The sequence below is a fragment of the Methylomonas sp. MgM2 genome, assembly GCF_054172045.1.
The window spans coordinates 1-14,075 of sequence record NZ_JBSYXO010000059.1; the positions used below are offsets into that span (position 1 = coordinate 1).

At 47.8% G+C, this 14,075-nt stretch carries 11 protein-coding genes; all 11 read right to left on the reverse strand.

Annotated elements, in window-relative coordinates; genetic code table 11:
* Positions 1-63 precede the first annotated feature (63 nt).
* The 11 genes from ACW73I_RS22110 to ACW73I_RS22160 all read right to left on the reverse strand — a co-directional run bounded on the left by ACW73I_RS22110 (position 64) and on the right by ACW73I_RS22160 (position 13,896).
* Complete coding sequence (locus tag ACW73I_RS22110; RefSeq protein ID WP_458031673.1) at positions 64-375, reverse strand: hypothetical protein; 312 nt, start codon at positions 373-375, stop codon at positions 64-66.
* Positions 332-2,110: a BREX-1 system adenine-specific DNA-methyltransferase PglX gene (gene pglX, locus ACW73I_RS22115; RefSeq protein ID WP_458031674.1), complete on the reverse strand. Its 1,779-nt coding sequence runs from the start codon at positions 2,108-2,110 to the stop codon at positions 332-334. The genes ACW73I_RS22110 and pglX overlap by 44 nt, the downstream gene beginning before the upstream one ends.
* 7 nt (positions 2,111-2,117) lie before the next feature.
* Entirely contained in the window at positions 2,118-2,486 is a 369-nt protein-coding gene (locus tag ACW73I_RS22120) for a type II toxin-antitoxin system VapC family toxin (protein ID WP_458031675.1), read from the reverse strand.
* Entirely contained in the window at positions 2,483-2,719 is a 237-nt protein-coding gene (locus tag ACW73I_RS22125; protein WP_458031676.1) for a hypothetical protein, read from the reverse strand. Before ACW73I_RS22125 ends, ACW73I_RS22120 begins: the two co-directional genes overlap by 4 nt.
* Before the next feature lie 21 nt (positions 2,720-2,740).
* Positions 2,741-5,803: an AAA family ATPase gene (locus ACW73I_RS22130; RefSeq protein ID WP_458031677.1), complete on the reverse strand. Its 3,063-nt coding sequence runs from the start codon at positions 5,801-5,803 to the stop codon at positions 2,741-2,743.
* Entirely contained in the window at positions 5,800-6,945 is a 1,146-nt protein-coding gene (locus ACW73I_RS22135; protein WP_458031678.1) for an exonuclease SbcCD subunit D, read from the reverse strand. Before ACW73I_RS22135 ends, ACW73I_RS22130 begins: the two co-directional genes overlap by 4 nt.
* 9 nt (positions 6,946-6,954) lie before the next feature.
* Positions 6,955-10,584, reverse strand: a complete 3,630-nt coding sequence (gene brxC / locus ACW73I_RS22140; protein ID WP_458031679.1) for a BREX system P-loop protein BrxC — start codon at positions 10,582-10,584, stop codon at positions 6,955-6,957.
* Positions 10,585-10,602: 18 nt separating this feature from the next.
* Positions 10,603-11,184: a DUF1788 domain-containing protein gene (locus ACW73I_RS22145; RefSeq protein ID WP_458031680.1), complete on the reverse strand. Its 582-nt coding sequence runs from the start codon at positions 11,182-11,184 to the stop codon at positions 10,603-10,605.
* Complete coding sequence (locus tag ACW73I_RS22150; RefSeq protein ID WP_458031681.1) at positions 11,181-11,798, reverse strand: DUF1819 family protein; 618 nt, start codon at positions 11,796-11,798, stop codon at positions 11,181-11,183. Before ACW73I_RS22150 ends, ACW73I_RS22145 begins: the two co-directional genes overlap by 4 nt.
* Positions 11,795-12,697 (reverse strand): WYL domain-containing protein, encoded by a 903-nt coding sequence (locus ACW73I_RS22155; protein WP_458031682.1) that lies wholly within the window; start codon positions 12,695-12,697, stop codon positions 11,795-11,797. The genes ACW73I_RS22150 and ACW73I_RS22155 overlap by 4 nt, the downstream gene beginning before the upstream one ends.
* 356 nt (positions 12,698-13,053) lie before the next feature.
* Positions 13,054-13,896, reverse strand: coding sequence for a 3'-5' exonuclease (locus tag ACW73I_RS22160; protein WP_458031683.1), 843 nt, complete (start codon positions 13,894-13,896; stop codon positions 13,054-13,056).
* Positions 13,897-14,075: the final 179 nt, after the last annotated feature.

The following is a 14,075-nucleotide window of genomic DNA, read 5'->3' on the forward strand; positions in this document are numbered from 1 at the left end:
TGCTTTATAAGTTAATCTAGCGGCTGGCTCAGCGAATCAATGCGGATTGCGGGGGCGATAAAATCAACAGCCTGTTAGAGGAATGCTATCGGTAAAAATATTTCGAACTTTCGCACTTACCCAAAAAGCAATAGGACTGCCCGAAATTTTTTTAAAATCATCCGGCTTCGATTTGTAAAACCAACCACAGTTATTATTTTGAATTGCTTCAAGAGTTTTAGGGGCCTGGTTTTCATGTCCCTTAAATTCTGACAGCTTAATATAACTCCCTACATAGTTTTTAATGTGGGCATTATGTAGCACAAATGTGCAAACAGGAATGCAAGCAGGCTCAAAAGCGTTGTATTCCAATTGAATTAAAGTAGTGATTGTCATTTAAAATTTTCGAGCGCAGCTTTTCATACGAAGAAATAAACATCCAAACATACGGTGTTACAAACGCAAGCTCCGAGTTTCTGTTGCCAAATTCTTTGCACCGCTCAATAAACATCGCAAATAAATCGGATTTGCTGTCGGGAAATTGCTTTTTGGCAAACTCTTTCAGGAAGGTATTCATGCCTTTACCACCCATATACGGTGGATTAGCCACTACCGCATCGTATTGCTGTACCAACAACCCAGCCTGTTGCACATAAGGTAACAAGGTCGCTGCCGCCAGTTTCTGCATCGAATCGCCTTGTTCATTCAATTCTTGCAATCGATTGGTCAAGCTCCGCAAATACTCGGCCTGTTCCTGCGGCACCTGAATTAACGATCCCAAGGTTTTTGCTTGCTCAAACAAGGCCAAGATAGCCCGCAGTTGCTTGAACTCGATGTCGTCCACCGTATCGGCCAGATTGCTTTGCACGTCATCGAAGATGGATTCCATGCTGCCGCGTTTGGCATCCTGGTTTAACGCCAGCTTGCGCCACAGGTCAGGCAAATCGAGATTTTGGGTGGATTGAATCGCCAGTACGTTGAGCTTGATGTCGCGGGTAAAGATGCGGCGGTCGTCGGCGCGGGCTTTCATCATCAAGGCAAAACCGGCCAGTTGCGCGGCGCGGTCGTCGATGTCCAGACCGTACAGATTGTTTTCCAGAATCAGTTTGGGAATGTCGCGAACACGGTAGCCACGTTCTTCGTAAATGGCTTTGAGGATGTCGTAAGCTTCGACCAGGATATGACCGGAACCACAGGCGGGATCGAGGACTTTGAGGGTTTCGGGATCAATGCTGGTCGGGGTGATGGCGGCCAGCGCTTCGACCACCGACGGTTCCTGTTCGGCGGGCTCGATGTAGTATTCCATCTGTGCCTTTAAGCCGGAATCGGGATAGGTCATCAACCATTGCCGACCGACCGAGTTTTGCACCAGGTATTTGACGATCCAGTTCGGGGTGAATAACTGGGTAGCGGCGGGAATGTCTTCGCTTTTGACCACGCTACCAATGACTTGGTCTTTCTTTTCCGAAATATAAAACTGGTACAGCCAGCCGATAATTTCGACCTGTTGCCAGTCGTCTTCGGGGATGCTGTCCACCAAGCCGCGCAGGATCGAATCGGTGCGGGTCAGGTTGTCGGGCAACAGCAGTTCGGTTTCATCGTCCAAGGCTTCGAACAAAAACGGCATGGCTTGATGCAGTTGATGGCATTGGCCCAACAGCAAGGTGCGATAGAGTTCTTCGTCTTTGTTACCGGCCAGTTTGAGTTCGACGATGTGGTTGCGATCCAGACTCAGATCGGTGGCTACATCCTGGGCGTGGTCGAGGATTTCAAAACTATTGGCCTTTTCTGGATGCGACAGTACCCGCAGCTTGTGATCCAAATAACCGTGCAATTCCATAAAGCGAATGGCAGACAGTCGGTTGAACCAGGTGTAAGCCATTTGTTCCACCAACTGCTCAAAGCCCATACGCTCGGCACGCTGAACGAGCTTATCGCGGGCACGCGCTAGATTGGCATCGAAGCTCAACCCTTCGATCTGCATCACCGAGCCGGAAATGACCGGCGTGCTGATGGTGAGTTTGCCTTTGTTGTCTGCGTGAATGCCAAACTGATTGAGCCGTTGGCTAATGGCGGCCATAAAATCGCGGCGGGCTTGCGGGGCGTATTTTTTGAGGTTGGTGGTGTTCATTGAGCGATCAGGCATCCATGGGGTTAATGAGTTGCACACCTGAAATCCAGTCGAAGTCCTTGGTATTTCGGGTAGCTAACGGCAAGTTGTGATCCAACGCTGTAGCGGCAATTAAGGCATCGCCCAATGACATTTTGCGTTGTTGGCGCAGGCTGATAGCCTGTTCGCATTGGCGTTTAGTCAATGCTATTTCGCGCATCGGCGATAATACGGCGGCAATAGCTTGAGCCTGTGTTGTGGATAGATTCCAGTAACCCAATACCTCGACTTTGCTGATGATGGAATAAGCCGGTTGAGTGGTCAGCAACCACTGCCGCAAGGCTTCATGCTCTTTCTGCACTAAATAAATCAGAATGTTGCTGTCCAATAAAATCATGCGTCCCTACCTGGTAATGGACGATCCTGGCGAATATCTCGTTGCCATGCCGCTGGATCGACGATGTCGGCAAAAGCGTTTGTGGCGACAGCCGCTTCCAGCGCTTCTTTTAAAGCCTGTTGTTGGGTATTTACGTTTTCCAAAATATGGCATTCATTTTCAGGCAACAGCTCCAGAAAGCTGATGACGCGGTCGTAAATGCTCTCGGAAAGTTCAAGTTGTATGGTTTTCATATTTTTCCCTTACCTTTAGTTTCAAGCGGATATGGTGCGGATACTACTGCCTTTTTTGGAACTGACCACGTCCAGACGTAAAGCCATTTGTTCTTTCAGTTCGGAGACGTGGGAAATAATGCCGATCATGCGGCCACTGGCTTGCAGGTCGATTAAAGTTCTGATGGCCAAGTCCAGTGATTCGGGATCGAGGCTGCCAAAGCCTTCATCGATAAACAGGGTATCGAGCTTGATACCACCGGCGTATGACTGAACGACATCGGATAAACCCAAGGCCAAGGACAAAGCGGCCATAAACGATTCGCCGCCGGATAGCGTTGCCACTGGGCGATTTTTGCCGGTGTAGCCGTCTTCGACTTCCAGATCGAGTCCTGATGCTCGGTTGCCTCTGGTTCTATCTTCTTTACGGACTAACTGGTAGCGGCCATTGCTCATGATATGTAGCCGTTGCGAAGCCTGAATCAATACATCGTCCAGTAGGACGCTAAGGACAAAACGTTGCAGGCTGATGCGGTTGCCGGTTTGTCCGTTGGCGACATCGCTTAAGGTGCCGTAAATCCGGTATTGAGCTTCCAGCTCGGCGTTCTTTTCATGGGCTTTGGCGAGTTTGGTTTTTACGGCTTGTAATTGGTTATGGCGTTCTTGCAGTTTGCGCCAGGCCACGTCACAGGCATTGAATACGTTGGTTTTGTCGGTGAGTTCCAATTCGAGTTTTTCCAAATCAGGAAGCGACTGGCCGGTTAAATCGGCCTGGAGTTGCTCGACCGCGCCTTGCAAATTGGCCAGCTCACTCTGGTAATTTTCGATCTGGTTTTTCAGGCTGTGCTGATCTTCATCGCTGAGTAATGCAAGCCTGAAAGCATCAAGGTTTGCGAAAGCACTTTGGGTTAGCGCATCGTTCCAAGCGGCTCCCGCTTGAATGAATTCCTGTTGCAAGGCATCGCGTTGCTGGCCTAGGGTTTCCAAACTAGATTGGGCGCTAGCAAGTGTGCTGGATTTTTCCGTAAACTCGGACTGTGCTTTGCTAACGGCATCGGTCAACTTTTTGATTTTGACAGCAAGATCGCTAATGGCTTGGCTTAATACCTGGGCATCGCGATACGCTTCCGGTACCAGTTTTTCCAACTGCCCAACATTGGCACGAGCGGTTAGCATCTGTTCGTTATCCGATTTGGCCTGAGCTTCCAACGCCGCAATGGTTTCCGCCAGCTCAGCCAGTTGCTGGTTCAATTCGGCATTGTTCTGGGTGAGCTGTTTTTGTTGGGTTTGCTGCTGAAGCAAGCCTTGGACTTCGGAATGCTTGGTTTTGTAAGTTTGTTCAACTTCGCTTAAGGCTTGCTGGGCGATATCCGCCAATTGTTCGATCAATTGGCTTACTTCCTTGCTGACGCCAGTTGTTTCCAGATGGGCGGTTTCGTACTTGGCCTTTGCTGTGTCCATTGCTTTGCGCGACTGATCTTCCTGCGCTCTGGCAACTTCCACTTGCTGTTTAGTCACCAATTCGGTGTCGATAACGGCATGAGCGGGCGCCGGATGCTCCTTGCTACCGCAGACTGGGCAAGGCTGATCTACCTGGAGCTCTTGGGCGAGTAATGCCGCTTGGCCGGAATGCCAGGCGAGTTCAGTTTGACGGGCCTTTTTCTGAGCAGCCTCAAATTCGCTTTGTTTGGTTTGGAAAGCCGCCAATAACAGGCTTTCGTGCCTCTCTAATTCAGCTTGTTTACCGCGCTTTTGCTCTAGCAGTTTGCGTTGTTCGAACTGCACACGATAGGCTTCCAACTCGATCTGCTTAGGAGCCAATACATCCAAGGCCTCAGCAATTTGATCGATTTGGGCGGTGTTGGTTTTGAGCGTAGTAGATAAAGATTCTCTGGCTTTTAATTGCTTATCCAGATTTTGCTGGCTGTCGTTGAATTGCTGGCTAGCACTGTTCAAGTTTGCCTGAGCTTGAGTTAGATCGGCGACTCTTTCCTGATATTGGTTAAGTTCAACTTGTTGTTTGTTTAATGGTTCGACTTCGGCAAAAGCGGCCTGGGCTGCCTGCAATTGCTTTTCAGCGATGCTCTTATCCGAAGTTGCTTGTGCCACTGAATTTTCGCTGGCTGTGATTTGCTCATTCAGTTTTTTCAGTGCTGCTGATTTTTCCTGATACGACCCGAAAATGGGCTGAATCTTCTGGGCGCTTAACGCACGATCCAGTTGAGTTTGTTTGGCATCGATTAGGGCCTGCTGAGCTTTTTTCTGATCGAGCTCGGTTTGCTTGTTAGCCAGTGCATCAAATCTCTGTTTGAGTAACATAGCTTGATCTTTGGCTTTAGTCGCCTGCAACTGGATTTGCTGGGCTTGCTCTTTATCCTGAGATGCGGTTTTCAGCTCTGGCTCAAGCTGGGCCAGCTCATCGTCAATGTCCGCTTCGGAATGAACATCCACACTTTGCAAGATGCCCTTGATCTGGTTTTGATGCTGATCGACGGCTTGTTTGATACCGGCAGCCTGTGCTTTAAGTTGATCTTCGATGCGCTTGTAAATTTGAGTTTGAAAAAGCTGTCCGAAGATTTTTTCGCGTTCACTTGAGCCAGCCATGAGCAATTCGCGGAATTTGCCCTGCGGCAGCACCATCACCTGACGAAATTGTTCGACATCCAGACCGATACGCTTGCGGATTTCATCGCTGGCATCACTGACGCTTTTGGCGACGATCAATGAGCCGTCCTCAGTACCATCAAGCAGCCACAATTGCGCTTCGGCTTGTTGGGTGGTGGTGCCTTCTCCGCGACTTTTTGGGCGTTCCTGGGTCGGAATACGACGCACACGGTAGCCGGTTTCGCCTAATTGAAAGTCGAGTATGACTTCTGTCAATAGATTGGGGTCGGCGTGGTCGCAGCGCATCTGTGCTGGTTCGCGCTCTGCGCCGGTGGTTTGGCCGTAGAGGGCAAAACAGATAGCATCCAAGATTGAGCTTTTACCGGCACCAGTAGGACCGTTAATCAGAAATAAGGGGTTTGAACCCAGTTGAGTAAAGTCGATGGACTCCCGACCAGAAAATGGGCCGAATGCCTGAAGGCTGAGGTTTAATGGTTTCATGCCAATTCTCCCTCAAACTTGTGAATTTGCGAGATGATTTCTTTTATAGCTTCGTCTTGCTCAGGTAATAAGGCTTGCCCATGGACCTGCTCGAAAAAATCACGGAACATCTCCAATTCGCCGCGTTTTAACTTGTCCCGATTGATAGCCTGATCAGACATATCCAGCATGCCTGGTTTTTCAATGTGTAACACGTTGGGATAGACCTGACGTAATTTACCCATCGGATCGAGTAGCGCGTGCCGGTCAGTTAGTCGAACCAGCAGGTAATCCTCGTTGTGCGGATCGGTTTTGCCTTGTTCGATTAGGGTATTCAGTTCGCCTTCCAAAATACGCATGTCACGCAATAGATGCAGCGGTAGATGCGTGGCCGATTTCATGCCGTTGGCAGCCATTTCAACCAGCGTGACGCCTTTACGCTGGTTTTGCTCGGAGAAGCTGTATTTCAAAATCGAGCCTGAATAACGAATATTGGATTCGCCTTTATGCTGCGGGCTGTGCAGATGGCCGAGCGCGACGTAATCGAATCCGGCAAAAGCCTCGTAACTAATGCGATCAGCGCCGCCGATCGACAGTGGACGTTCCGAGTCCGATTCGTCCCAACCATCGATGAAACAATGACTGATCAGAATATTGGGCGAGTCATCGGGATTGGCGCTGGTGATTTGTTCAACCAGATAGCGATGGGCTTCGTCGTGGGTGGAAACCTCGACACCAAAATGATTTCGGACCGATTCGGGATCGTTATAAGGAATACCGTAAAAACAGACCTCGATTGAAGCTCCGCGAATTTTCACCGGTTGGTTAATCTGACTAAAATCGCCGATGATATGCAGGCCAGCTTGTCGTAATTGCCTGGAAGCGAAACGTAGCCGTTCAGCACTGTCATGGTTGCCTGGAATGAGCAACACGGGGACACCAAGCTCGGCACAGATCTTATTGAACACATCATCCAACAGCTCTACCGCTGCCGCTGGGGGAACCGAACGATCGTAAATATCACCGGCAATCACAACGGCATCAACGGCCTCGCGTTCAATATGCTCGATCAACTGATTCAGAACATGCCGCTGATCTTCCAGCAGCGAAACATTGTGGAATTGTCGCCCGATATGCCAATCCGAGGTGTGTATAAACTTCATGCTGTGTCCTTACCTTATTCTGACCCGATCACCCGCGTTAACCGCTTTGGCCAAGCGTTCGCGTAGTGCGTTCAAGTAACGATCAATATCACTTTCCGTTTCGATAAAGCCTTTGGGCGATACAGTATTGAGAATATCGCTTTGAGTGATAGTGATGGTTCGTTTAGGCGCTGGTTCAGCCACTTTGTTTTCGCCTGGAGTTGGCGAAACCGGTTTTTGCGTATCCTTTTGGCGAAGTAGTTCAATATGTCGATTAATCAGGTCGTAGGCATCCTCTTCGTAATTGGCTGCTTCGGTATGATCGCTGACGATTTGCGGAATCGACTCGTTACTGCTGATCCGTTGCTTACAGAGTTGCAGCGGGCGTAATGCTTTGTTTTGGAGATCATCGGGCGCTGCCACTTGTTTTAACGCGGCTTGAACGCGTTCGATTCGTTGCTCGACTTCAGTTTCGACGATTTGCCGCCGTTCCAGAATTAACTGCTGATTGATGGCGTGGATTTGCTCGATCAATGGATTGATATGGCGCAGTTGATCATACGGCGATGGCATGCCGTAGATTCGATCCAGTTCATCCAATGCTTGCTTCGCCGTTGGGTCTTTTTCTAAAAACGGGCGGTTGGCTTTGAATTGGTCGTTCAACGCTTTGCTTAAGTTTTGCCAAGTCTGGAATTGACTGTTGTAAAAGTCGTCGAGGTCTTCGAAGTCCTCGGCAAAATCTTCTAAAGCGTTATTTTGTTCAAGGCTGCGCTCGATTAAATTGAAGCTGTTGGACTGTTGCAGCAGATCAGCCAACAGAATCAAACCCTGTTCGATTTTTTGCTTACCAGGGAAATGGCCGGTTTGGGCTTTGCTGTTGAAAGATTTTAGGTTTTCGTGCCAATTTTTGATTTCTTGTGTCAGCAGTTCTGCCAGTTCCTTTTCACTGGTACCGGTGAAGGTTTTATTGAACAGGTTTTTGACCAGTGACGCGGCATTTTTTAGCTGGCGTTCGTCGTGCTGGCGAACCTTCTGGATGCGGATTTCGCCGTGTTTGCGCACGCTGGTAAACGGCTCGTAAGCTTTTTTCAGCGGTAGCTCACTGGCCCCCATGGTAAAACTGATTTTGCCTGCCAGTCCCAGTCTTGCGACCAATAGCAGGATTTCATTGACCGGCCATCCATAGGGGCGGCGGGTAAATCGGTTAACGAGATCGCGCAAGTACACCGCTTCGTTACGCTCGATTTTTAAGGTAATGAACATCTCAACTTCGCGCGTTGCTTCAGGATTACATTCCATGGCTTCCATGTCGATGCCAAGTTGCACAACATCATCAGCAACCATGATCGAGTGTAGCTCCCGCAAAACCTCGCCAGGTGTCAGGCGCAGCATGTTGAGTTTGGCGAAGGTGTTTTCGATGACATACCGATAAGCTTCTTCCAGCATCGCCGAAGGCGAAGCCGTTTTGGGCGTAAGTTTGGCGCCGATGGCGAACAGTTGGGCTTCGGCGAAGAGTTGTTCCAGGTCGTGGCGCAGACGTTTTTCGCGCTCAATGTTTTCGAGCTGCTTTTCCCGTAGCAGGTGCTCTTGTTCGGGACGCTGGCCGGAGTTTTGTTTGAGAAAACGATCAGTTTTCAGGAAGCGAGCCAGGTCACCTTCGAGCCCTTTATGTCCGAATAGTAGCTGGTGATCCGATAACTTAACGAGTATGCAACCGTTGCCTTCCAGAGTATGGTTTAAACAATGTTGTTCGTGGATAAAGGCTTCGTAATGGCTGTCGAGTGGCGATGTCACTTTGATCACCAAGTCTTCCAGCGAGGAACCGTCGCGGGGATGTCCGTTGCAGAAACGACTGATGTTAAAGTCTTGCTTGTTGACCGGATAACGGTAGACGTTTTGCCGCGACAACAGTCCGTCGAAGATCAGATTGGAAAGCTTGTTGGTCAATTCCGATGGCTCGACATCGGTGTGCAGGATTTCGTTTTCGATTTCCTTTTCTTCGTTTGTGAGGAATACAAATTCGTCGCCGTTACGGGCAATCAGCATTTGCCGTTCCAGGCGGTTCAAACTTTCTTCTATCTGTTTACGCAGGGCGATTTTGTCGGCGTCGATTTGATCGATACAGAGCGTGACCAGGTTATCGAGGGTGCTTTTCAAAACATCGACGTAACGGATCAGGAACAGGGTTTTCAGCAGTTTGCCATCGAAAGCGGTCAGCACATCGAGTTCGCAGGCTTGATCTATCGTGCGCTTGACGGCGGGCTCCAGAAAGCTTTCGATTGGGCTGTAGAAACAGTAAAAAGGAATTAAGGCGCCAATGCCTTGATCCTTGACTTGTTTGGCCGCCGACTGAAACGCATCCAGCAGAGAGCGTTCGCCCATGGCCAAATGTTTGCCGGTAGCACCTTTGGTACGAATCGATTCAAAGACTTTTTGTACCAGTGGGTAGTGATAAGGAACAAAAGGATAATTGTCGACAAACGAAGGCGCATCGCTATAACCATTGAGTGCAGCTGTGGTGGTTTTATCGAAGGCCAATTGATTACGCAGGATGTCGCCTTGTTCTGCAAAGACATTGGCCAAGGCTTCGGCAGCCGGTTCGGTTTTTTCCAATAGCCGTTTTTGAATGACTTCCGAGGTGTTGGAACTGGACAGTTGCAGGCGGGTGTAGAAGCGGCCCTGAATTTTGGAAAAATCATCACCGCTGGTTTTTTTCAGCTGGCCAATGGCCGCTTCAATATCGGCCTGGGAAGTAACGATGACCCAAGCACGACCGTTACAAAATGTACCTAGGTCTTCCGTGATGGTTTGCAGCTTCAACATCATCTGAGTGTTCTGACCGATGAACTGGCCCACCTCGTCGACAAGGAACAAGATGTTACGGTCGCCGTGACTTTCTAGGTAGTCATTCACCCATTTGCAGAAATTGCGAATGTCGAGCGGAAAGTTGTTTTCCAGTTGCTCTACCCACTGGCGAGTTGATTCCAAGGTTTGGTTGCTAGCGGCGGCCAAACTTTGTGACAGTTCATCGCGATAAAAATCGTAAGCATCCCTTTGCGATTCCCAAACGGAACCGGTTAGTTCAGCGAACTTGTCTTTGAAGGCTTGGTATTGGTTGCGCTTGTCCAGTTCGCGCTCAAGATGGGCGATGTGCGGAAAGTCTGCGCAATAGCCAACACGTTCATTAAAAACTTTGAGGAAGACTTTCAAGATGGCGTTGTCGCCATCGTCGGTATTAGCGCGCGAATCGATGTTGAACAAAATGACATCTGTCGGTTTGGATACCGAGCTATGAATATCTCCAAACAGCATCGCATCGTTAATTTTGTCCTTAAAAAAATCGATAGCGAGACGGCTTTGGCCATCCTTTTCGACCGAGCGGTTTTCCAGTAGGTATGACAGGATTTTGATGAAATGCGATTTACCAGAACCAAAGAAACCCGACACCCACACGCCAATTTTTCCTGCCACCGCAGGGTTGCGATTCTTAATGGCAGGCACATAGGTTTCAAAAAAATGGCGGAAGTGGCGATCCAATTCCTTAGTGATCACGTATTCGTCTAGTTCGACAAACACACATTCATTATCAAGCTGCTCAGCCTTGACGACACCATTAATATCTCGGATCAGTGGCTTGGAAAAAATCTGCTCGATATTCACAAGTGGCTCCCTGCGTTCTTATTTTTTAAAGGTTTCTGGAACGAGCTTGAAGGCTCGATAGTAGTTTTTGGAATCGATCAAACCGAATGGATGTAAATCTTGGCCGCTGTATTCGCCTGGATAGAACAACACTAGAGGCGTTTTGCCCATCACATCTTGTAGTGCACTCAATAGCTCGTGGCCACGGACTAACGGCCAGGCATTACCCAACCCAGTTAACAAGACAAAATCCAAGGCATCCGGTTGAATTTGGCTGGCGATGTATTCAGCGACTTTTTTCTGGCTGAGGGGGCCAGCCAATGTCGTTTTAATGGCCTCTACGCCGACCTGCTTTTCGCGGGCAAACGTGCGTTCCAGCAATCCGCGCGAATTGAGCATGTCGATCAAGGTTTGAAAGATGTTGACGTTCTTGAATTTGAAGCCGCGCTTATCCAATTTGTCGGTCAGGTGGGTTACATAGTCTCTGACGATAAGTTCGTGCTTGGCCGGATAATCGAAAATCCAAAAGCCAATTTCATTGCCCAAGCCATCATTTTTCAAAAACTGTGGGTTATCGATCCGATCCAGAATGAGATCAAGGCGGTTTTGTAGCGCTTTCATAAGGTGCATTCCATGACCGGTTCGAGGTCTTCGCGATTGAGTTGCTTTAACCAAAACTTGGTGTCTGGGAGCAAATAAACGGGCTGTAAACGGCGGTTTTTGTTGTTGTCCAGATAGCCAGCTTCAACCAAAGCGCGGATGACGTTTGTGCCGGTTTTTTTTAGGGTTGAATCAGACAAGTCATACAGCCCAGGTAATGTGCGACTACGGTCATGTAGAAATACATCCCACGCATCAGAGGTTAAATTGGGCTTATAGACGCGTTTGGTTTCCGCAATAACGTGAGTCATAAAGTCTGCAACTACCGGCGTGTAGATCATTAAGGCCAGCATCAAAAGTTGAGGGTATAGAGGATCGGTGGCGTCGATAACGGTATGAATGAATGGCTTACCTAATGGTTCCAAACGACGTTTTATCGTGCGCGCATAGCGAATCGCCGTGTTAGGGGATTTTTTTCGAAGCACGTTATCCTGGGTAATCATCTGCACCCATTCGTCTTCTGTGCAATCCAGCAGTAGGCTTTGAGCAACGGTCTTACTTTCAGCAACAAACAAGCTTCCGCTGACTAGGTCGCGGATATAGTGTTTGGCTTTGTCGAGTTCTAGCTTACTCAAAGCCTTGCTTCCTTATTCGTTACGGAATAACCAGGCGCCAAGATCAGATTATCTATTGCAGATAGCGATTGGCAATTTTTGAGCCAGAGGTGGTATTCAGGCCCTACGAGCGCATGATTTTCTGAACAGTCGACATTCCAACGCCGAAGCACGTATCCAGCAACAGCGGCGCGAACCGAAAGCGTCAGTTCACCATTCTGTAAGCCATATTCATGTGCGATGGTTTCGGGATAGTGCAATGAAGGATGAGGTGCCAACTGAAGCTCGACGAAGTGATTCCATTGTTGGTCAGCAGCTTTCGATTCTGTATTCGAAATGGCTCTATTTTCGATCAATTGAGGCTGCTCGATACGGTTAATCACAAAGTCGGAAAACTGCTTCTTCAGCCGATCGAAAGCCCTGACATGCCAACGTAAGCCATTATCGATCAGTGAGTGCGGGACGATTTCACGCTGTGTTAAACCGCTGGAAAGTGATCGATAACCAATCGAGATAGCTTGCTTACAGTAAATGGCACGGGTAACGAAAGCCAAAATATCGCATGCCGGAAAATGCAATTGGGTTGGGGCTTCGGCGGCATCGAAGGTATGACTGGTAGATACAAAGTCATCACCGTAGCCATGCAGCAACGCTGCTAATGCTTGATGGCTAGAGTAGCTGAATAGTGGTGAAAAGCCTTCCCGCTGAATATAGGTTTTAGCCTTGGTGTCGTATTCGAGATTTTTAGGGGCTAATTCTTTATAAAGCGTGATGTCTCTCGTTGCTGCTGCTTCTTTGATACCAAACCGACCAACTAAGTCATTGCGATTGACTGCTCCCAGGAAAAAGAGACGAAAGTCGATGTGGAACAGGCGCTCCCGTTGGGTTTGTGTAACTGATTGAAGAAGCGTGTCTGACATGTTTCTTTACGATAAGAAATGTATAGCTTGCGCATTTTATTATCATCAATTCTATGACCACTTCGCAATTGATGCAAGTCAAAATGGGATTCAAGCAATGCGCATAGAGCAATGCTTTTAATCACACATGACATAGCGCTTTGAAGCATCAAAAACTTGATCTCAAAAAATGACTGTCTAACCCGTTCGTAGGAAATTGTTATCGGCCTGATCCCAGCAGATTGCGCATTTTGAAATGCATACGAAGTAAAAATGATGGTAGAGGGAAGACTAAGAAACATCAAACGGATGGATCGCAGTCAATCCCGCTGGTATTGTGTGAGGGCGTCAATTCCAACTTCATGATGGTTGGTAATTTATTGAGTAAGTATTTGTTCGTATTCTCTACGTTTCAACATCAACCGGTCAGCAAAGTTAGCTAAATCATGCATAACCGCTAAAGTAGTTTGACAATCTCCGAGTGCGCTATGCGGATTTGGATTAATAAATCCTGAGACAGATGCAGCATCTTCTAGTGAAATAGTGCCGTATCGGTTAGTCGGTCCATAAATACTTGCAGCACCATTCATCGCACACCGATCTTTGACATCATCCAGAAAAAAGTGATGAATACCGACCGACTTATATGTTGATTTTAAAATACTCATATCGTAACTCGCGTTGAAAATCACAACATCATTCTTGAGAAGAATGTCTTTTATCCGATCTGCGTCAACTTGAAATGAAGGTGCGTTCTCAAGATCGTTCATGTGAATTCCGTGGCAGCGATATGCGCCGTCAGTTATTGGAATTGTTGGCTTGTAACGTTGATTATGCATTATATTGCCATCGCTCGACAAAATACAAAGTTCAATAAGCTGATCCCTGCAACTTAAGCCAGTTGTTTCTGTGTCTAATATAACAAATCCAGTTTCAAAAATTTTTTGTACATACAGACTTGTTTCCAAAGCTGATTTATTTTCTTCATCAAACTGCTTTAGTTTTTTTGCAACAGCCATTTTATGTATGGCTTCTCTTTGCTTATCCGACATTTCTTTTTTAGGGGGTAAGTCCTCGCAATCTTCAAGCCTGTAGACTGCATATGACTGTCTTTTATTATAGGAGCTCCTAAACAACGCAGCAGGTTGAGCATCGGGTTTCGGTTTCATTCTTAGTTCATTTTTCAAGCGATTCTCGCTGTACAATTCTTCATCTATCATGTTATTACCTTTTTATTAATAGTTTACATAAAAATATTGGGCTTTTATTGCCTGCAACTAGCTTGTCAATAAGTTGACATTAATTCAACTGAAAAGCAGTATTCCGGAGAGTGTCGGCTTCCGGCGGGAAAGATTGCTAGCCATCCCTGGCTAGCAATCGCGCCTACACCGCCACGTGA